This is a genomic window from Actinosynnema sp. NPDC050436 (assembly GCF_040655415.1).
Taxonomy (GTDB): domain Bacteria; phylum Actinomycetota; class Actinomycetes; order Mycobacteriales; family Pseudonocardiaceae; genus Actinosynnema.
Genome location: NZ_JBFAJV010000003.1, coordinates 1 through 18717, shown reverse-complemented (window position 1 = coordinate 18717; position 18717 = coordinate 1). Strand labels below are relative to the sequence as shown.

The following is an 18717-nucleotide window of genomic DNA, read 5'->3' as shown; positions in this document are numbered from 1 at the left end:
TCAGTCGGCCCAGGTGGCCTGTTGTCCGACTGGTGGTCACCGTCCGGGCGGCAGGGCGCGCTCTGCCGGTTGGTCAGGGTAGTTTTGCAGCCGCTCCACTACCGGGTGACGGCCGGAAGCGGAGCGTGTCGGGGTGTGACAGGGACGTTGCAGTGGGAGGGTCTCCCGTGGGTTCGCTGTTCGGACAGGTCTGGCTGTGGAGCCTGCTGTCGTTCGTGGCAGGCGTCGCGCTGACCTGGCTGGTCCTGGTCCGCCCGGCGAAGAAGGAGCTGGAGGAGCTGGAGGAGCGCCTGCTCACCTCCCCGCGCCCCGCCCCGGTCGCCACCCCGGTCGCCCCGGTGGCCGCCCCCGCGCAGGACGAGTACGACGACTGGCCGAGGGACCCCACCTCGCCGGTCGATTCGCTGCTGGGCGACGAGCCGCCGCGCTACGACGTGGCCGGCCTCCAGCTCGACCGGCGCGACGAGCGCTCGGACGACCTGGACGACGAGCACCGCCCGCTGTCGGACTTCGAGGAGCGGCACGTTCCGGAGGACGAGCGCCCGCGCAGCCTGTTCGAGCGCCTGACCCCCGAGGACGACCAGGCCGCCGGCCACGACGACCCGAACCGTCCCGACGCCGGTCGGACCCGTGCCGGCCACGGCGACGTGGACGCGGGTGTCGTCGGACGGGGCTTGTCCGGCGTCGACTCTTTCGGTGCGGGCCAGGAGGCGGGGGAGCCCGAATCGCCGGCCGAGCGGACCCAGCTGCTGCCGCCCACCGCGCCGCCGGCCGAACCCGCCGCGCCGCCGACCGAGCCGACCGCGCCGCCCGAGGTCGAGGCGTTCCAGCCGCGCGAGGTGTGGCGCGAGGAGCCCGCCGTGCCCGAGGTGTACGGCGAGGACGCCGACGAGCCCGGCAACTCCCCGTCCCACGAGGAGGAGGACGAGCCGGAGCGCCCGGCCGAGGCCACCGCCCTCATCCCGGCGACCGCCCTCGCCCAGGCCATCGCCGAGGTGGACGGCCGCACCGACGACCGCACCCACGCCGACGACCGCTTCCAGCCCGGCCGCTCCCAGCCCGACCACTCCCGGGACGACCGCCCCGAGGACGACGACCGCTCCCAGGAGGAGCGCGCCAGGGCGGACGAGCGCGCTCAGGCCGAACAGGCCCGTGCCGACGACTTCCACGCCGAACTCGCCCGCTCCCGCGACGCGCAGCTGTGGCCGGACCACGACCTGACCGGCGAGTACCCGGTGATCCGCGAGACCCCGCCGCCCGCCGGCCCGGCGTTCACCGAACCCGCCTTCACCGAGCCCGCAGCCTCCGGCCCCGCTGCCACCGAACCGGCGTTCACCGAGCCCGCTGCCACCGGACCCGCGTTCACGGAGCCCGCTCCGGACCGCCGCGAGGCCGAGCGGTTGTCGCCGCGCACCGAGTACATCTCGCCGTTCGGCGCGGACCTGACCGTCGATCCCGAACCACCGCTGACCGAGCCCGCCCACGCGCGCCCCGAGCCGGTGCACATCCAGCCCGAGCCGTTCGAGCCGATGCACTCGCAGCCCGAGCCGTTCGAACCCGTGTACGCACCCGAGCAGGCCACCGCAGCGCCGACCACCGAGCCGCCGGTCGTCATCCCGGCGATCGCGGAACCGGTCATCCCGGAGCCCTCGGAGCACCGCGCTCCCGACCACGCGATTCCCGAGCAAGCGACGCCCGAGCACGAGGCTCCGGAGCACGCGGCTCCCGAGGAGCCGGCGGCGGAACGAGCGGTCGAGGAGCCGCGACCGGTGGCCAACTCGCTGTTCACCGAGCCCGAGCGCGAAGCGCCCGCCGCTCCGGTGTCGATGTTCACGCCGCCGGACCTGGGCGACGAGCCCGCCGGCCCCGCGCACGCCCGCCCGGAAACCCCCGCCATCACCGCGCACACCGACACCCCGCACACCGCCGACACCTCCCACGCGGAGACCTCCCGCGCGGGGCAGACCCGGGCGGAGCGCGCGCGTTCCCTGCCCTCCCGGTCCAAGCCGGCCAAGGCGGAGGAGCCGCGCGAGCCCGGCCGTCCCCGCTCGCTGTTCGAGCCGCTGCTCACCCCCGAGGACATCGACGACGAGCCGCCGGTCCCGCCGGTCACCCCGCGTCCCCCGGCACCCGGCAACGACCAGCCGTTCGTCCCGACCCTGGCCCCGGAGCTGCTGGCGTCGAGCAGCGGCGGCCTGCCGCAGCGCCCGACCCGCCCGGCCAACAGCCCGCGCACGCCACCGCCCGCGCCGCTGTCCCCGCAGCCGATCAGCCCGCCCCCGCCGCGCCCGGTCCGGCCGCGCCCGGTCGGCTTCAGCCCCAGCACCGGCGGTCGCCCGGCGACCGGTGCCACCACCCGCTACCAGCAGCCCGAGGGCTTCAACCCGAGGTCGCCGTTCGGGCCGGGTTCGGTGCTGCCGAAGTCCGACGGCATGGCCCCCGCGCCGGACTTCCACGTCAAGGCGACCCTCACCGGCCGCCGCTACTACACCGGCGAGTCGGCGAACTTCCGCGAGACTCGCGCCGACGTCTGGTTCCGCACGACCTCCGACGCCGAGAAGGCGGGCTTCCGCCCGGCGCCGTGAGCCGGGGCGGTCCTCGCGGGACCGCCCCGTTTCACCCCCACCACAGGCGCCGCGTGGGATAGTCCTCACGGCGCGCAGAAGCTCCCTGGGGAGGGAACGCGAAGGGCCCCTGTTCCGGGAGGCGGAACAGGGGCCCTTCCGTGTCTGCCGAGCTGCGCGCCGGGGCCGTCCTAGGCCACGGTCCAGGTGTCCTTGCCGCGCAGCAGCGCGCCCAGGTCCGGTGCCTTCGCCGCCCGCGCGGCCTCCACCTGGGCCCGTGCCGCGTCGTCGTACGTGGTCCGCGCGACGTTGCGGAAGACCCCGGTCACGGTGTGCTGGAGGTCCTGGGTCGACAGCCGGGACAGCGCGAACGCCAGGTTCAGGTCGTCCGCGTCGTGCACCACGACGTCCTCCGCGGACACCTCCGAGGTCTTCGCCACGGCCAGCCCGAACCCGTCCCGCACCACCGCGAACTCGCCGCCGGTGCCGAACGTGATCGGCTGCCCGTGCACCACGTTGATGATCCGCCGGGCCGCCTCGTCGGCGTCCTTGAGCACGTCGAACGCGCCGTCGTTGAAGATCGGGCAGTTCTGGTAGATCTCGACCAGCGCCGAGCCCCGGTGCTCGGCGGCCTGCCGCAGCACCTCGGTCAGGCCCGCGCGGTCCGAGTCGACCGCGCGCCCGACGAACGTGGCCTCCGCGCCCAGCGCCAGCGACACCGGGTTGAACGGGTGGTCCAGCGAGCCCAGCGGCGTGGACTTGGTGACCTTGCCCTCCTCGGAGGTGGGCGAGTACTGGCCCTTGGTCAGGCCGTAGATCCGGTTGTTGAACAGCAGGATCTTCAGGTTCACGTTGCGCCGCAGCGTGTGGATCAGGTGGTTGCCGCCGATGGACAGCGCGTCGCCGTCACCGGTCACCACCCACACCGACAGGTCGGGTCGGGCCACGGCGAGACCGGTCGCGATGGCCGGCGCCCGCCCGTGGATCGAGTGCATCCCGTAGGTGTTCATGTAGTAGGGGAACCGGGACGAGCAGCCGATCCCGGAGACGAACACGATGTTCTCGCGCTTCAGGCCCAGCGTCGGGAGGAACGACTGCACGGCGTTGAGCACCACGTAGTCGCCGCACCCCGGACACCAGCGGACCTCCTGGTCCGACTTGTAGTCCTTGGCCTTCTGCGGCTCGTCGGAAGCAGGAACGCCGGCCAGACCCCCCAGGCCCGGCAGCCCCAAATCGATGGCCGTCACGCGGACACTCCCTTGATCACATCGGCGAGCACGTCCTGGAGCTCCTCCGCCTTGAAGGGCAGGCCCTGCACCTTGGTGTAGCTGATCGCGTCCACCAGGTACTTCGCTCGCAACAACAACGCCAGTTGACCGAGGTTCATCTCCGGCACGACGACCTTGTCGTACCGGGCGAGCACGTCCCCGAGGTTGCGCGGGAACGGGTTGAGGTGGCGCAGGTGGGCGTGGGCCACCGGCATCCCGAGCTTGCGCACCCGGCGGGCCGCCGCGCCGATCGGGCCGTAGGACGAGCCCCAGCCCACGACGAGCACCCGCGCCTCGCCGGACGGGTCGTCCACCACCACGTCGGGCACCGCGACGCCGTCGACCTTGCGCTGCCGCAGCCGCACCATCAGGTCGTGGTTGGCCGGGTCGTAGGAGATGTTGCCGTTGCCGTCGGCCTTCTCCAGGCCGCCGATGCGGTGCTGGAGGCCGGCCGTGCCGGGCACCGCCCACGGGCGGGCCAGCGTCTCCGGGTCGCGCAGGTACGGCCAGAACTCGCCGTCCGGGCCGTTGGGCTCGGTGGCGAACTCGACGCTGAGGTCCGGCAGGTCCTCGACGTCCGGGACCAGCCACGGCTCGGAGCCGTTGGCGATCGCGCCGTCCGAGAGCAGCAGCACCGGCGTGCGGTAGACCAGCGCGATCCGGGCCGCCTCCAGGGCCGCGTCGAAGCAGTCCGCGGGGGACTGCGGGGCGACGATCGGCACCGGCGACTCGCCGTTGCGGCCGAACATCGCCTGGAGCAGGTCGGCCTGCTCGGTCTTGGTCGGCAGGCCGGTGGACGGGCCGCCGCGCTGCACGTCGACCACGATCAGCGGCAGCTCGGTCATCACCGCGAGGCCGATGGTCTCGGACTTGAGCGCCACGCCGGGGCCGGACGTCGAGGTCACGCCCAGCGCGCCGCCGTAGGACGCGCCCAGCGCCGCGCCGATGCCCGCGATCTCGTCCTCGGCCTGGAGCGTGGTGATGCCGAAGTTCTTGTGCTTGGACAGCTCGTGCAGGATGTCCGACGCCGGGGTGATCGGGTAGGTGCCCAGCACGACCGGGAGCTTGGAGAGCTGCCCGGCGGCCACGAGCCCGTACGCCAGCGCGGTGTTGCCGGTGATCTGCCGGTAGGTGCCCTGGTTCAGCTTGGCGGGCGCGACCTGGTAGGTGACCGCGAAGGACTCGGTGGTCTCCCCGTAGTTCCAGCCCGCGCGGAACGCCAGCACGTTCGCCTCGGCGATGTCCGGCTTCTTGGCGAACTTCTCGCGCAGGAACCGCTCGGTGCCCTCGGTCGGCCGGTGGTACATCCAGGACAGCAGGCCCAGCGCGAACATGTTCTTGGCCCGCTCGGCGTCCTTCTTGCCCAGGCCCGTGCTCTCCAGCGCGCCGATGGTCAGGGTCGCCATGGCGACCTTGTGCACCTGGTACGCCTCCAGCGAGGTGTCGTCCAGGGGGTTGCCGGCGTAGCCGACCTTGACCAGGTTGCGCTTGGTGAACTCGTCGGTGTTCACGATCAGCATCCCGCCCTTGGGCAGGTCGCCGATGTTCGCCTTGAGCGCGGCAGGGTTCATCGCCACGAGCACGTCGGGCCGGTCGCCGGGCGTGAGGATGTCGTAGTCGGCGAAGTGCAGCTGGAAGCTGGAGACCCCGGGCAGCGTCCCCTGTGGTGCCCGGATCTCGGCCGGGAAGTTCGGCTGCGTCGCGAGGTCGTTGCCGAACGCCGCGGCTTCGGAGGTGAAGCGGTCGCCGGTGAGCTGCATCCCGTCGCCCGAGTCGCCGGCGAAGCGGATCACCACGCGGTCGAGCTTCTGGACCGTGCCCGTGCTCCTGGCGTTGCCACCACCTGGCGCGGCGCCATTACCAACGTCGGTAGTCATGTCCTACGCCGATCCCTCTCTTCACGCCCGCCTGAGGGCAAGTCGCCCCTCCCCTACCGCTGAGGGTAGTCGTGCCCGCTCACGGGCCGGTTTCTGCTGTACCACTCTGCGGGACGGATCGTTCCACCTGGTGTGACGGCGTTCCCCGGGACCGGGATCGCCGCGCTTTTGGCCGTACCCAGCGGTAACCGTTACCGGAAATTACAGGTGGTGCCGGGAGCTGTCCAGGGTCACGGCCTGCCGCTGATCCGGGCTTTCGCCGCCGCCAGCCGCGCGGCGAACTCCGGCGTGGCGATGGAGGCGGACTGCGGCCCGATCTCGACGTCGACGGCGTCCGCGTGCGCGTCCAGCACCGCCGTCGTCCGCATCGTGGACTTGATCGTGCGGACCAGCTCGCGCGGGGCTTCGGCGCACGCGCGGGCGAACTCCACCGCCGAGGCCACCAGCTCCTCGTGCCCGCCGTCCACCCGGTCCCAGGCCAGCCCGTGCCGGACCGCCGCGTCGGCGTCCAGGACCTGGCCGAACAACGTCATCGCGGTCGCCGTCTGGGGGCCCGCCAGGCGTTGCAGCATCCACGTCATCCCGCCGCCGGGGTGGATGCCGAGCTGGAGGAACCGCGCGTCGAACCGCGCCTTCGGACCGGCCAGCCGGACGTCGCAGGCCAGCGCGAGGTTCAGCCCCGCGCCCACCGCCGCGCCGCCTACGGCCGCGATCGTCGGCAGTGCGCAGCCCGCCACCGCCAGGAAGCCCGCGTAGATGCGCCGCAGGCCCTCCTCCCGGGCCTCGCCCAGCGCCGTCAGGTCCGCCCCCGCGCAGAACGCCGGCGGAGTGCCCGTCACCACCACGGCGTGGACGTCGGCATCCCGCTCGCAGGACTCGACGGCGGCGACGAGCTGGTCGGACAGGTCGAGCGTCAACGCGTTGCGCCGCTCGGGGTCGTGCACGGTGATCACGCCGACCCGGTCGCAACGCTCCAGCAGCACCTCGGACATGGCCGCGACTCTAGGGCCAGGCCGCCCGCACCCGATCGGGGTGCCGGACCCGATCGGGGTGCCGGATCCCGATCAGGGGGCCGGCGGTCGGTCGAGCAGGCGCGAGAGCACCACCGTGGACACCGTCCGGTCGATGATCTCGACCGCGCGCAGGCGCTCCAGGGCGGTCTCCAGGTGGTGGATGCTGGCCGCGCGGAGGTGGACGATCGCGTCGGCCGCCCCGGAGACCGTGTAGGCGGCCATCACCTCGGCCATCGGCTCCAGGCGCTGCTGGATGTCGTGGGGTGCCACGTTGCCCCGGCAGTGCACCTCGACGAAGGCTTCGGTGCCCCATCCGAGCTGCTCAGGGTCCACGACGGCGGTGAAGCCGCGCAGCACGCCGGTGTCCAGCAGCTTGTCCACCCGCCGCTTCACCGCCGGGGCGGACAGGCCCACCTCCTTGCCGATGTCGGCGTAGCTGGACCGGGCGTTGGCCATGAGGCACGAAATGATTCGCTGGTCGATCGAGTCCACACGCAACATTCTGCACCAACAGACGCAAAACTGCGGCATTGTTCGCTGGTCAGACGGGAATTTACCCTTCGATCCATGACCTCGGTTTCCCTCCTCGGCCCCGGCGACGAGCCGATCGTGCTGGGCGTCACCACGCCCGCGACGCCCGTGCGCGTGCCGACCACCCGCAGGTACCTCATGTGCCCGCCGGAGTACTTCACGGTGGAGTACGCCATCAACCCGTGGATGGACCCGACGCAGCCGATCGACACGGCGCTGGCGGTCCGGCAGTGGACCGCGCTGAAGGAGGCGTACGAGCGCCTGGGCCACCGCGTCGACCTGATCGAGCCGGTGCCGGGCCTGCCGGACATGGTGTTCTCGGCCAACTCGGGCACCGTCGTGGACGGCCAGGTCCTGGGTTCGAGGTTCCGCGCCGACCAACGCGTCCCGGAGGCGGACCACTTCCGCAGGTGGTTCCTGGCCAACGGCTACAAGTCCGTCGTGATGCCGGAACGCACGAACGAGGCCGAAGGCGACTTCACCTGGACGGGCAAGTACCTGCTGGCCGGCACGGGCTTCCGCACGGACCCGCTGGCCCACTCGGAGGCGCAGGAGGTGCTCGGCGTCCCGGTGATCTCGCTGCAGCTCGTGGACCCGAGGTACTACCACCTGGACGTGGCACTGTTCGTGCTGTCGGACGACCTGGTGGCGTACTACCCGGAAGCGTTCTCCCCGGGCTCCCAGAGGGTCCTCCGCCGCCTGTTCCCGGACGCCGTGATCGCCACCGCCGAAGATGCCGCCTGCCTGGGCCTGAACGCAGTCTCCGACGGCCGCAACGTGATCCTGCCGGTCGAGGCGACGGCACTGGCGGACCAGGTCGCCAGGCGCGGTTTCGAGCCGGTCTTCGTGGACATCTCCGAACTCCGCAAGTCGGGCGGCGGCCCGAAGTGCTGCACGATGGAACTCAGGGACTAAAGAGCCGAAGTCCTGGCTGCCCAAGCTTGATCGTCTTGATGCGGTTCCAGCCGTCCAAGGCTTTCGGCTTGCAGCGCGCGGAACATGCACGGAACAGCGAAGGCCCTCTGCAAGATCATTGCCGGGGGCCTTCGTCGCTGCTCACGCCACTGCATGTCTGACTTCGCGGCCCTTGCGGGCGTTCGGAGGCCGTTGCGGCCTCGGTCAGGCGGGATTGAGTCCTTGCTCGGGCGGATGAGTCGGGGTCAGCGAACTCAAGTTCGCCGCGCACGCAGGAACTCTGCCGACTGATCGACTTCGAAGGGCTTCCCGGGACGGCTGGGTGACCAGCCGCCGGCGAGGGCTGCGCGGATACCGTTGGCGACGTCGGCCGGCCTGATCGGAGTGGCAGGTGCGTTGATCCAGTTGCTCGGGTGCGGCTGGCTGGTCTTCACGACCAGAACGGTTCCTGCGGAGTCGGCCTGTTCCACTGCGTAGGTCAGGGGAGTTCAGGCGAGTCCCTGGCAGTACGACGGCTTGTGCCGGACGCGCCACCGGTAGATCGTGCCGTCGACGACGATTCGCCGAGAGCCCTTCTGCACCAGAGCCATGCCTGCCCCCGCGTCGCACTTGTTGGAACGGCGGAACATACACGGGGCAGCGGTACGGTCGACACGCTATTCCTGCATATATGCAGCTCAAGAGGGCAATGGACTTCGCCGCTACCTACGCTGGCATCGAAGAACGTCCTCGCCGGAAGGGCAGGCCAACGGGATGACTGAGCGGTGCGATTGGGTCCCGACCCAGCGGGGACCGGGGTTCGTGTCATCCCGTCGACCTTCCAGAGGACTGTCACGCGAGCTGAGGGCCTGCGAGCTTGGCACCGGTAGGCGCACGTCGACCGGGCATGTCGCAGGCCCTCAGCTCGCGTGACAGGGCTGCGCCAGGTCGACGGGATGACACGAGCCCCCTCTGTGGGGGCTGGGTCGGCGGTCATCATGTGAGGTGTGGACGTGGGGCTTGTGGTGTCTCTGGTCGCGACCGGGCTGGTGCTTCTCGGGCTGGTGGTCGTCATCGTGGTGGACCGGTGGTCCACCAAGCCCGCTTCCGAGCACGACTCGCCTGGGCCGGAGTCGTCCGGGGGTGGTGGGGGTGGTTGATCCGGCTGCTCGCGCGTAATGAAGTGGGCGCGTGGCCGGGGTGCTTAGCAGGTGTCCCGGCAAACCTGCGGCCTGTCACCCGTTGGGCTGATCGGGCTGGCGGGTCGGGGCGGGTCAGTGCTCCGATCGACGGCACTCGCTGTCGACCTAGGTAGGGAGCCGCCTCATGAACGACCTCGAAGACCGGGTGCCTTCGCCTCAGCCGCAACCGGAGGAGGACCGGGTGGAACGCGATCAGACAGCGGGTCCCCAGCAGCTCAGCGGGCTGGAGTGGCTCGTGCGGCAGGCTCAGCGGCAGCGCAAGGGCTGACCGCGCCGGGGGCCGTCTCAGGCCGCGTCGGGCCCGTCCGCACCTGCGGGCGGGCCCGTGGGCGCTCCGGGGGTGGCCGGCGTCCGGGTGAAATCCCGGCGGTTGTCGTCGGTGTCCGTGCTCGCGGTGTCCCGGGACAGCGACTCGGTGCCGAACGGGCTCGTCGGGCCTCGCGCGGCCTGCCCCTCCTGCCGGCACGCGGTGGTGCCCAGTTCGGTGGTCCACGCCAGGCCGTCCACCACCCCGTCCTGGTCGGCCACCGACACGCTGCCCTGCGGGCCGAGCAGGAGGCCCACGGGGGACGGGGAGGTATACCTCAGCAGGGTCGCCTCCGGCGGCACGGTCCCGGTGAAACCCTCGTTGACGAACACGAGCATCGCGCCCGGGTCGAGGACCGTTCCCGGCGGGATCGCCACGACGGCCTCGACGGCGCAGTTCGGCCGGTGCGCGCGCACCTCGTACCCGCTCACGTCCAGCGGCTGCGCGCCGACGTTGCGCAGCTCCAGGAACTCGTCCAGCTCACCGTTGAGCCCGCTCGCCTTCACCTCGTTCACCACCAGGGCGGTCGTCACCGCGCCCACCGGGGACGCGGGGGCGCAGAGCACCGCACCGCAGGCCGACAGCACCACCGCACCCACCGCCCGACCGCGCATGGCCCCTCCGTCCCGGCTCGACGTCACGTCCATGCTGGCGAAACCCGCACCGCCGCCGACAGGGGCCCGCGAACGGGGCCGGGGTCAGTCGGACACCTCGCGCTGGAACGCGGCCCACAGCAGGTTCAGCGGGTGGTCGGGCGGGAACTTGGCGCGCTCCTCCTTGCGCGCGAACACCCCCACCAGCCGTTCCAGCTCCGGCTTCCGGTCGTTCTCCAGCTCCACCACGCGCAGGCCCGACCCCTCGCGCAGCTCGTTGTTCGCCGCCACCACGCCCAGCCCGGACGTGACGATCATGCAGCCCTCGACCAGGCCCGACCGCAGCAGCGACATGCCGTACTGGATCTCGTCGATCTCCGCCGCGATGTCGAGCTCGTTGCGGTAGTCCGGCCCGAACCAGCCGCGCAGGAACTCCGCGATCAGGCCGTCGCCGGGCACGACCAGCGGCAGCTTCGGCAGCTCCCCGGTGCCGACGGCCGCGCCCAGCCGGTGCTCGGGCAGGTTCGTCAGCAGCGCCAGCCCGCCGCGCCGCCACTCGATGACGTCGAAGTCGGCGAAGTCCGACCCGCCGCCGGCCGGGGTGACCACGGACCCGCAGACGATGTCGACCTCCTTGCTCTCCAGCTTGTTCCAGATGTCCTTGGTCCGGATGTGCACGACCTTCAGCTCCACGTCCCGCTGCCGGAAGTCGTCGGCCACGTGGTGCCACGCCTTGGCCAGCGAGTCGAGCATGAACCGCGTGGTGCCCACGGTGAGGGTCGTGCCGAGCTTGCGCCGGCACTCGTGAATCGAATCCAGCCAGTCGCCCAGGGTGTCCTTCGCCAATTCCACCAACGCCTCGCCGGTCGGGGTGATCAGCACGTCCTTTCCCCGTCCCTGCTTGACGACGAGCGGTTCGCCGCAGAGCGACTTGAAGTTGCGGTTCAACGTGTCGACCTGCTTCTGGACGCTCGACTGCTCGCGGCCGAGCACCCGCGCGGCACGCAGCGCCGACCGCGTCTCGTGCACTGCGATCAGCGTCCTGAGCTGGTCCAACGTGGTGTCCAGCAGCAGTGGCGAGGTGTGCAGGAGCCTGCTGAGCTGGTTGCCCACGGGGAGCAGCAGCCGGGCCGAGGTGGACATCGTGGGCCTCTCGGGTCAGGGCGGAGTGATCTACCGATTAGTTGTACTGAACTTGACCACAGTGTGCCGTGAAATTATCCGAAGATCTTGACGGATTTTCCTGGACAGGTATGCGTGTTCCGTAAGAGACTTCTCCGGCAACCAGGTGCGAGTTCGCATGGGAGCAATCAGGGGGAGTTTTGGGGGGTTGGGGGCCCGCCGGGCGCGAGCCGGGCGGGCCCCCACGTATTAACCTCATCCGCCGTGACGGTTTCCACGCTCGACTGGGGTACGACGTACCGGGTCACCGTGCTCGACCTCGGGCTCGCCTGCTGCGGTGTCGAGGTGATGGCCGCCCTCGAAGGGGACCGGCCGCACGACCTGGCGGCGCTGGGGGTGGACGTGGCGCACGCCGAGGGCGAGGCCCACGTGCTCATCGTCTCCGGGACGGTCACCGACGTCATGTTGCCCGCCGTGCTCGCCACGTACCAGGAAATGCCGGAACCGCGTTACGTGCTGTCGGTCGGCGCGTGCAGCAACACCGGCGGCCCGTACTGGGACTCCTACAGCGTGACCAAGGGCATCGACCAGGTCCTCCCGGTGCACGTCGCCGTCCCCGGCTGCCCACCCCGCCCCGAGGCGCTGCTCGACGGCCTCGCCGCCCTCCACCGGCTCGTCTCGTGACCGCCGCGTCCGCCGAACTGGCCGCGCTGGTCCCCGGCGCGCGGGTGGCGACGGCGTTCGGCCAGAGCACCGCGCACGTCGCCGTGGAGCAGTGGCACGCCGCCGCCGCGCACGCGCGCGACGGGCTGGGCTGCGCGGCGTTCGACTGGCTGGGCGTCGAGGACGCCGGCCGGCCCGGCGCGTCCGGCCTGCGGCACGCGGTCTTCCTGCACGTCGTGCAGCCCGACACCCGCCTGGGCCTGCTGCTGCGCACCGAGGTGGCCGACGAGCCGCTGCCCAGCGTGGCCGGCCTGTGGGCGGGCGCGGCGTGGCACGAGCGGGAGGCCGTCGAGATGTTCGGCATCGCCCTGGCCGGCCCCGCGCCGCACCTGCTGCTGCCCGACTCGTTCGCCGGGCACCCGCTGCGCAAGGACTTCGTGCTGGCCTCCCGCGTGGTGCGGCCGTGGCCGGGGCGGCTCGAACCGGGCGAGGACGGCTCGTCCGCGCCCAGCCGCAGGCGGACCGCGCCGCCCGGCGTGCCCGACCCCTCGTGGGGTCCCCGACGTGGAGGTGAGAACGGTGCCTGACCTGCCGCCGCGCACCAGGGGCGTGATCGCGCTGCTGGAGGCCAACTGCACGGTCTGCATGATCTGCGCGCGCGAGTGCCCCGACTGGTGCATCCACATCGACTCGCACACCGAGACCGAGCAGCAGCCCGGCTCGGCCCGGCCCCGCGCGCGCAACGTGCTCGACCGGTTCGCCATCGACTACGGGCAGTGCCTGTACTGCGGGATCTGCGTCGAGGCGTGCCCGTTCGACGCCCTGCACTGGGCACCGGACTTCTCCTACCCCGGCACCGGCACGCCGACCGGTGAGGGCGCCGTGGCCGAGTTGGTCCACGAACGGGACGTCCTGGGCACGTGGGTGGCCCACGTGCCGCCGCCGCCCGCCCTCGACCCGGCCGCCGAAGCCGCCCCGGAGAGCTCCGCCGCACGCCCAGCACGAGGGGGTTCCGGAACCACGGGACGCCCTGGCGCGTTGAGGGGGAGGACGTAAGGCACCGGAGGCGAAGCAACGTGCACAAGCACTACAACGGGTTGAAGACCGCGTTGCTGCTCGGCGCGATGAGCGCGCTGATCATCGGGATCAGCTCGCTGTTCGGGCGCACCGCCCTGGTCGTCGGCGTGATCCTGGCGTTCGGGGTGAACGCGTACGCGTACTTCAACTCCGACAAGCTCGCGCTGCGGGCGATGCGGGCGCGGCCGGTGTCCGAGGTCGAGCAGCCCGCGATGCACCGGATCGTGCGGGAGCTGGCGATGGCCGCCCGGCAGCCCATGCCCCGGCTCTACCTGAGCCCGACGGCCGCCCCGAACGCCTTCGCCACCGGCCGCAACCCGCGCAACGCGGCGGTGTGCTGCACCACCGGCATCCTGGAGCTGCTCGACGAGCGCGAGCTGCGCGCCGTGCTCGGGCACGAGCTGTCGCACGTGTACAACCGCGACATCCTCATCTCCTGCGTCGCGGGCGCGCTGGCGAGCGCGGTGGGCATGGTGGCCAACCTGGCGATCTTCGCGGGGATCTTCGGCGGCGACGACGAGGAGCGCCCGAACCCGGTCGCGCTGCTGCTCGTCGCGGTGCTGGGCCCGGTCGCGGCGGCCATCGTGCAGATGGCGGTGAGCCGGTCCCGCGAGTACCAGGCCGACGCGTCCGGCGCGGAGCTGACCGGCGACCCGCTCGCGCTGGCCTCGGCGCTGCGCAAGCTGGAGCACGGCACGCAGGTCGCTCCGCTGGCCCCGGAGCCCGCCGTGGTGGCCCAGTCGCACCTGATGATCGCCTCGCCGTTCCGGGCGGGGGAGAACCTGACCAGGCTGTTCTCCACCCACCCGCCGATCGCCGACCGCGTGCGCCGGCTGGAGGAGCTGGCCCGCTCCTGACCGGCGCCGCAGGTCCTAGCGGGACTCGCGGGCCACGTTCATCAGGTACTGGCCGTAGCCGGACTTCGCCAGCCGCTCGCCCTGCGCGTAGCACTCGTCCGCCGTGATGAAGCCCATCCGCAGCGCGACCTCCTCCGGGCACGCGATCCGCACGCCCTGGCGGTGCTCCAGCACCTGCACGAACTGGCTCGCCTCGACCAGCGAGTCGTGCGTCCCGGTGTCCAGCCACGCGAACCCGCGCCCCAGGTCCACCAGGTGCGCCCGGCCCTCGCGCAGGTAGGCCAGGTTCACGTCGGTGATCTCCAGCTCGCCGCGCGCCGAGGGCTTGAGGCCGCGCGCGATGTCCACGACCTGGTTGTCGTAGAAGTACAGGCCGGTGATCGCCTTGTTCGACTTCGGCGCGGCCGGCTTCTCCTCGATCGAGACCAGCCTGCCGTCCTGGTCGACCTCGCCGACGCCGTAGCGCTCGGGGTCGCGCACCGGGTAGCCGAACAGCACGCAGCCGTCCAGCGTCGCCACGTGGTGCTGGAGGACCTTCGAGAAGCCCTGCCCGTAGAAGATGTTGTCGCCCAGGACCAGCGACACGTCGTCGTCGCCGACGAAGTCCGCGCCGATCACGAACGCCTCGGCCAGGCCGTTGGGGTGGGCCTGCTCGGCGTAGGAGATCCGCAGGCCGAACTGCGAGCCGTCGCCGAGCAGCCGGCGGAACAGCGGCAGGTCCACCGGTGTCGAGATCAGCAGCACCTCCCGGATGCCGGCGAGCATCAGCACCGACAGCGGGTAGTAGATCATCGGCTTGTCGAAGACCGGGAGGAGCTGCTTGGACACCGCCTGGGTGATCGGGTGCAGCCGCGTGCCGCTCCCGCCGGCCAGGATGATGCCCTTCACCGGTAGTTGGTGAACTGGAGGGCGATCCCGAAGTCCGACCCCTTGAGCAGGGCGATGACGTCCTGGAGGTGGTCCTTCTTCTTGCCGGAGATGCGGAGCTGGTCGCCCTGGATCTGCGCCTGGACGCCCTTGGGCGCCTCGTCGCGGACCTTCTTGGCGATCTCCTTGGCCTTCTCCGACGAGATGCCCTGCACCAGCGTGCCGGTGACCTTGAACACCTTGCCCGAGATCGCCGGGTCGCCGACCTCGAACGCCTTCATCGAGATGCCGCGCTTGACCAGCTTCTCCTGGAAGACGTCGATCGCGGCGCGGCAGCGCTCCTCCGTCTCGGACTGGAAGGTGATCGCCTCCTCGCCCGCCCAGGACACCTGGGTGCCGGTGCCCCGGAAGTCGAAGCGGGTGCTCAGCTCCTTGGCGGCCTGGTTGAGAGCGTTGTCGACTTCCTGCCGGTCGACCTTGCTCACCACGTCGAACGACGGGTCTGCCACGTGCCCGGTACCTCCGCTTAGGTGGGTCTGGAACCGCCCGGCAGCCTACCGGGGTATCCCGGTTGCGAACCCCCGTGCGGGCTTATGTATTGTCTCCTCCGCACCCGGTGATCCGGGAGCGGGGCGGGTTGCCCGAGCGGCCAATGGGAGCGGACTGTAAATCCGTCGCGAAAGCTACAGAGGTTCGAATCCTCTACCCGCCACGCGAGCCGGCAGACCCCCGTGACCAGTGCGAACTGGTCACGGGGGTCTTCTCGTAGCTGCGGCCTCACGCGCCGCACGACCGTCGTGCGCGCTTGGTGCGATCCGGCGCCCAGCGCGCTTTCCCCTGCCGGCCCCTGCTGTGGCCCTCGTGGAATCGGACTGCGGCAGCCCCCTGACGACCGAAACGGCGTTTCGGCGCAGGGCGGACCGTTCGGTCCGGTGTGATCTAAGCCTCACAAGATCGGCTCACGGGCGCTGTGCGCGCCGTCGTCAGCGTGCCCGGCGGTAGGTCCTCACGCCTGCTTCGGCCTCGGCTGCCGACGAAGGCGGGGCCGACGCGCAAGCGCTTCCTCTCGCTTGCGTGCCGGCCCCACGTCGAGAGCATAACCCATCTCGAACGTATGTTCGAGGGTTACGCGATGGCGGCTCTGCCCGCTTCCGTCAGCTCCGCGTCCGACCGCTCGTCCAGCCCGACCGCGCGCCTGGGGCGCAGCAGCCCGGCGTGCACCAGGTCGTGGGTGGCCGTCCGGTCGCAGCACGGCAGGCCGTCGACGTACAGGTCCGGTTCCCTCCCGCCGGACAGCTCGCCCCGTCCTGCGGCCACGGCCCGAAGCATGGCCTTCGCCCTGCCGGAGAGTTCCCTCGCAATGGTCATGGCGACCCCCTCGCCGTCCTTCCGCTCTTACCCCTCGTACTTGTAAGGAGGTCTCGACTCCTGCACTGAGTACCCTCCGAACGGGTGGTTGAACGCCGGGTCGTCGCCGACCACCTTCCCCCCTGCGGCCGGTCCGATCACGTCGCCACGCCGACCGGTTGCGCTGATCGGCCCAACCGGCGCGGGGGACGGGCCGCGAGCCGCCCGGTCGGCCACAATCGCGGGGTGCGCATCCACGTGGTCGACGCCTTCACGGACCGGGCCTTCGCGGGCAACCCCGCCGGCGTGGTGCTGCTCGACGAACCCCGCCGAGGACGCCTGGATGCAGGCCGTCGCGGCGGAGATGAAACACGCCGAGACCGCATTCGTGCGGCTCGTGGACGACGGCCCGCTGCCGCTGCGCTGGTTCACGCCCGTCAAGGAGGTCGACCTGTGCGGCCACGCCACCCTGGCCGCCGCGCACGTCCTGGGCGGTGACCGGAGCTTCGCCACCCGCAGCGGCGTCCTCACCTGCGCGGCCCGCGACGGCTGGGTGGAGATGGACTTCCCGGCCGACCCCGCCCGGCCGATCGGGATCACCGCGCCGCTGCGCGCCGGCCTGCCCGGCGTGACGATCACCGCCGTCGCGCGGGCCGTCTCCGACGTCCTGGTGCAGGCGGCGTCCGCCGCGGAGGTCCGCGCGCTGCGCCCCGACCCGGGGGCGTTGGGCGAGGTGCCCGGCCGGGGCGTGATCGTCACCGCGCCCGGCGACCGGCCCGGCCTCGACGTCGTCAGCCGCTGCTTCTACCCCTCGTACGGGATCCCGGAGGACCCGGTGACCGGTTCCGCGCACTGCACGCCGGCCTCCTGGTGGGCACCTCGGCTGGGCCGCGCCGAGCTGGTCGCGGAGCAGGCGTCGCCCCGGGGCGGGCAGGTCCGGGTGGTCCTGGACGGTGATCGGGTGCGGCTCGCGGGGCAGGCGGTGACCGTGCTGGCAGGAGAGCTGATCGTGTGAGCCGTTCTGTCACTTCTCGTGGTAATCGGCTCATCGACCTGCCATTTCGTCGCCCAACCGGGGTACATTGGCACCCCTGGAGGGGTCTCGGTCGGTGTTCGGGACCCCTCAGTCACGCCAGGAGTTCGTAGGCCGGCACCGGCCGTCCGCGACGACGGCCGACGAGGAGGCTGGATGTCCGACCACGCGTCGGCCACGGCGCCCAACGCGCCGACCCGGTCCACGAACCGCGCGTTCAGCGTGTTCGCGGTCCTGCTCCTCGCGGCGGGCGCGCTGTCCGCGTTCGCCGTCGGCTCCTGGCTGCCGAAGGACGACGACCGGTTCGACCTGCTGTGGGCCGGGCCGCTGCTCGTGGTCGGGTTCCTGCTCGCCGAGCAGCTCGCCATCAACGTCGACGTCCGCAGCGGCGTGGCCTGGACCATCTCGTTCACCGAGATCCCGCTCGTGCTGGGCCTGCTCGTCGCGCCGTTCGAGGTCGTGCTCGCCGCCCACGTGGTCGCGGGCGTCGGCACGCTGCTGGGCAGGCGCGTGCTCGACCGCGCCGTCTACAACGCGGGCCTGATGTTCATGGAGATCTCGGTGGCCTTCGCGGTCGCCCACTCCGTGAAGGAGTTCGTCGGCGAGGACGGCCCGTTCTGGGCCGGCGCGTTCCTCGGCACCATCGCCGTGCCGCTGCTGGCCAGCGTGCTCGGCCTGACCGCGCTGCGGCTGATGGGCAAGGGGATGCGGGTCGCGCCGAGCCTGCGCCTGGTGCTCCAGACCCTGGTCGTGGCGCTGCTCAACACCTCCGCCGGCCTGGCCGGCTACGAGATCGCCACCAAGGCCCCGTGGGGCGGGCTGCTGATCGCCCTGGTCTTCGCCGGCATCACCGCCATCTACCTCGCCTACTCCGGCCTGCTGCGCGAGCAGCGCGACCTGGAGGCGCTCAGCGAGGTCTCGCTGCGGGTCGCCCGCTCCGGCCGGCACGCCGCCGGCCCGCGCGGCGCGTCCGCCGAGGACGGCGACGGGCGGGCCGAGGACGACGAGTGGCAGCTCATCGCCGAGCGGATCCGCGAGCAGCTCAACGCCAACCGCGTGGTGCTCCGGCTGCGCACCGACCCGCAGGCCCCGATGCAGATGCTGGTCGCCGGCGAGCCGCTGCCGCACGGGATGCGCCGCGACGACCCGCGCCAGCTGCGCGAGGACGCCATGCTGCAACTGCCCGGCTCGCAGGTGCGGTACTTCCGCGTCGTCGACGCCGGCGAGGACGTGTCCGAGGCCCTGGCCCGCCGCGACGCGCAGGAGGCGCTGGTGGTGCCGCTGCGCGGCGCGACCCAGCTCCTCGGCGCGGTCGAGGTGCACGACCGGCTCAGCCGGTGGCGCGGCTTCGGCAAGGCCGACCTCCAGCTGCTGCGCACGCTGGCCAGCCACCTGTCCACCGCCGTGGACAACCGCCGGCTGCTCGCCCGGCTGCGCCACGACGCCTACCACGACCCGCTGACCGGCCTGCTCAACCGGCCGGGCTTCCGCGAGGCGGGCAA

The 18717-nt window shown here is 71.8% G+C and carries 19 protein-coding genes, 1 tRNA gene and 1 pseudogene; 11 read left to right on the top strand and 10 right to left on the bottom strand.

Annotated elements, in window-relative coordinates; translation table 11 throughout:
* Positions 1–167: 167 nt before the first annotated feature.
* Positions 168–2585 carry a hypothetical protein gene (locus AB0I60_RS08340; protein ID WP_360726881.1) on the top strand — a complete coding sequence of 806 codons (2418 nt, stop codon included), beginning with the start codon at positions 168–170 and terminating at the stop codon, positions 2583–2585.
* A 170-nt stretch (positions 2586–2755) separates the two neighbouring features.
* Here AB0I60_RS08340 and AB0I60_RS08335 read toward each other — a convergent pair whose 3' ends face one another.
* The 4 genes from AB0I60_RS08335 to AB0I60_RS08320 all read right to left on the bottom strand — a co-directional run bounded on the left by AB0I60_RS08335 (position 2756) and on the right by AB0I60_RS08320 (position 7214).
* Positions 2756–3811, bottom strand: coding sequence for a 2-oxoacid:ferredoxin oxidoreductase subunit beta (locus tag AB0I60_RS08335; protein WP_360726879.1), 1056 nt, complete (start codon positions 3809–3811; stop codon positions 2756–2758).
* Positions 3808–5709 (bottom strand): 2-oxoacid:acceptor oxidoreductase subunit alpha, encoded by a 1902-nt coding sequence (locus tag AB0I60_RS08330; RefSeq protein ID WP_360726878.1) that lies wholly within the window; start codon positions 5707–5709, stop codon positions 3808–3810. The genes AB0I60_RS08335 and AB0I60_RS08330 overlap by 4 nt, the downstream gene beginning before the upstream one ends.
* Before the next feature lie 230 nt (positions 5710–5939).
* Entirely contained in the window at positions 5940–6701 is a 762-nt protein-coding gene (locus tag AB0I60_RS08325; protein ID WP_360726876.1) for an enoyl-CoA hydratase, read from the bottom strand.
* Positions 6702–6773: 72 nt separating this feature from the next.
* The gene (locus tag AB0I60_RS08320) at positions 6774–7214 is read right to left on the bottom strand and encodes an Lrp/AsnC family transcriptional regulator (RefSeq protein ID WP_360726875.1); all 441 of its coding nucleotides are present in this window, start codon (positions 7212–7214) and stop codon (positions 6774–6776) included.
* A gap of 75 nt (positions 7215–7289) precedes the next feature.
* Between AB0I60_RS08320 and ddaH the strand changes: the two genes are divergently transcribed.
* Positions 7290–8168 (top strand): dimethylargininase, encoded by an 879-nt coding sequence (gene ddaH, locus AB0I60_RS08315; RefSeq protein ID WP_360726874.1) that lies wholly within the window; start codon positions 7290–7292, stop codon positions 8166–8168.
* A 254-nt stretch (positions 8169–8422) separates the two neighbouring features.
* Here the strand turns inward: ddaH and AB0I60_RS08310 are convergent, their stop codons facing one another.
* Entirely contained in the window at positions 8423–8602 is a 180-nt protein-coding gene (locus tag AB0I60_RS08310; protein ID WP_360726872.1) for a hypothetical protein, read from the bottom strand.
* 552 nt (positions 8603–9154) lie between these two features.
* Between AB0I60_RS08310 and AB0I60_RS08305 the strand changes: the two genes are divergently transcribed.
* Both AB0I60_RS08305 and AB0I60_RS08300 read left to right on the top strand, forming a co-directional pair.
* On the top strand, positions 9155–9307 hold the full coding sequence (locus AB0I60_RS08305; protein ID WP_360726870.1) for a hypothetical protein: 153 nt from the start codon (positions 9155–9157) through the stop codon (positions 9305–9307).
* Positions 9308–9473: 166 nt separating this feature from the next.
* Positions 9474–9617 carry a hypothetical protein gene (locus AB0I60_RS08300; protein WP_360726869.1) on the top strand — a complete coding sequence of 48 codons (144 nt, stop codon included), beginning with the start codon at positions 9474–9476 and terminating at the stop codon, positions 9615–9617.
* Positions 9618–9634: 17 nt separating this feature from the next.
* Here the strand turns inward: AB0I60_RS08300 and AB0I60_RS08295 are convergent, their stop codons facing one another.
* Entirely contained in the window at positions 9635–10270 is a 636-nt protein-coding gene (locus AB0I60_RS08295) for a lamin tail domain-containing protein (protein ID WP_360726868.1), read from the bottom strand.
* An 84-nt stretch (positions 10271–10354) separates the two neighbouring features.
* Positions 10355–11392 (bottom strand): LysR family transcriptional regulator, encoded by a 1038-nt coding sequence (locus AB0I60_RS08290; RefSeq protein WP_360726866.1) that lies wholly within the window; start codon positions 11390–11392, stop codon positions 10355–10357.
* A 243-nt stretch (positions 11393–11635) separates the two neighbouring features.
* Here AB0I60_RS08290 and nuoB point away from each other — a divergent pair, with 243 nt between their 5' ends.
* From nuoB to htpX, 4 genes are read left to right on the top strand one after another with little or no spacing between them, the layout of a single operon-like run.
* The gene (gene nuoB, locus AB0I60_RS08285; RefSeq protein ID WP_360726865.1) at positions 11636–12055 is read left to right on the top strand and encodes an NADH-quinone oxidoreductase subunit NuoB; all 420 of its coding nucleotides are present in this window, start codon (positions 11636–11638) and stop codon (positions 12053–12055) included.
* Complete coding sequence (locus AB0I60_RS08280) at positions 12052–12621, top strand: NADH-quinone oxidoreductase subunit C (RefSeq protein WP_360726864.1); 570 nt, start codon at positions 12052–12054, stop codon at positions 12619–12621. Before nuoB ends, AB0I60_RS08280 begins: the two co-directional genes overlap by 4 nt.
* On the top strand, positions 12614–13090 hold the full coding sequence (locus tag AB0I60_RS08275; protein ID WP_360726863.1) for a 4Fe-4S binding protein: 477 nt from the start codon (positions 12614–12616) through the stop codon (positions 13088–13090). Before AB0I60_RS08280 ends, AB0I60_RS08275 begins: the two co-directional genes overlap by 8 nt.
* A gap of 20 nt (positions 13091–13110) precedes the next feature.
* Entirely contained in the window at positions 13111–13968 is an 858-nt protein-coding gene (gene htpX, locus AB0I60_RS08270; RefSeq protein WP_360726862.1) for a zinc metalloprotease HtpX, read from the top strand.
* Positions 13969–13983: 15 nt separating this feature from the next.
* Here htpX and rfbA read toward each other — a convergent pair whose 3' ends face one another.
* Positions 13984–14856, bottom strand: coding sequence for a glucose-1-phosphate thymidylyltransferase RfbA (rfbA, locus tag AB0I60_RS08265; RefSeq protein WP_360726860.1), 873 nt, complete (start codon positions 14854–14856; stop codon positions 13984–13986).
* A complete protein-coding gene (locus AB0I60_RS08260; RefSeq protein ID WP_360726858.1) occupies positions 14853–15344 on the bottom strand; it encodes a YajQ family cyclic di-GMP-binding protein in 492 nt (163 codons plus the stop codon). The genes rfbA and AB0I60_RS08260 overlap by 4 nt, the downstream gene beginning before the upstream one ends.
* Positions 15345–15466: 122 nt before the next feature.
* On the opposite strand from AB0I60_RS08260, the gene AB0I60_RS08255 reads away from it, so the two are divergent.
* Positions 15467–15547: transfer RNA gene (locus AB0I60_RS08255), tRNA-Tyr, on the top strand.
* A 413-nt stretch (positions 15548–15960) separates the two neighbouring features.
* Here the strand turns inward: AB0I60_RS08255 and AB0I60_RS08250 are convergent.
* Complete coding sequence (locus AB0I60_RS08250) at positions 15961–16203, bottom strand: hypothetical protein (protein WP_360726856.1); 243 nt, start codon at positions 16201–16203, stop codon at positions 15961–15963.
* Between the two features lie 225 nt (positions 16204–16428).
* On the opposite strand from AB0I60_RS08250, the pseudogene AB0I60_RS08245 reads away from it, so the two are divergent.
* Together AB0I60_RS08245 and AB0I60_RS08240 are read left to right on the top strand one after the other, a co-directional pair.
* Positions 16429–17197: pseudogene (locus AB0I60_RS08245) on the top strand (PhzF family phenazine biosynthesis protein).
* A gap of 174 nt (positions 17198–17371) precedes the next feature.
* Positions 17372–18717, top strand: a 1346-nt coding sequence (locus AB0I60_RS08240; protein WP_360726855.1) for a GAF domain-containing protein, incomplete at its 3' end; no start/stop codon positions are given.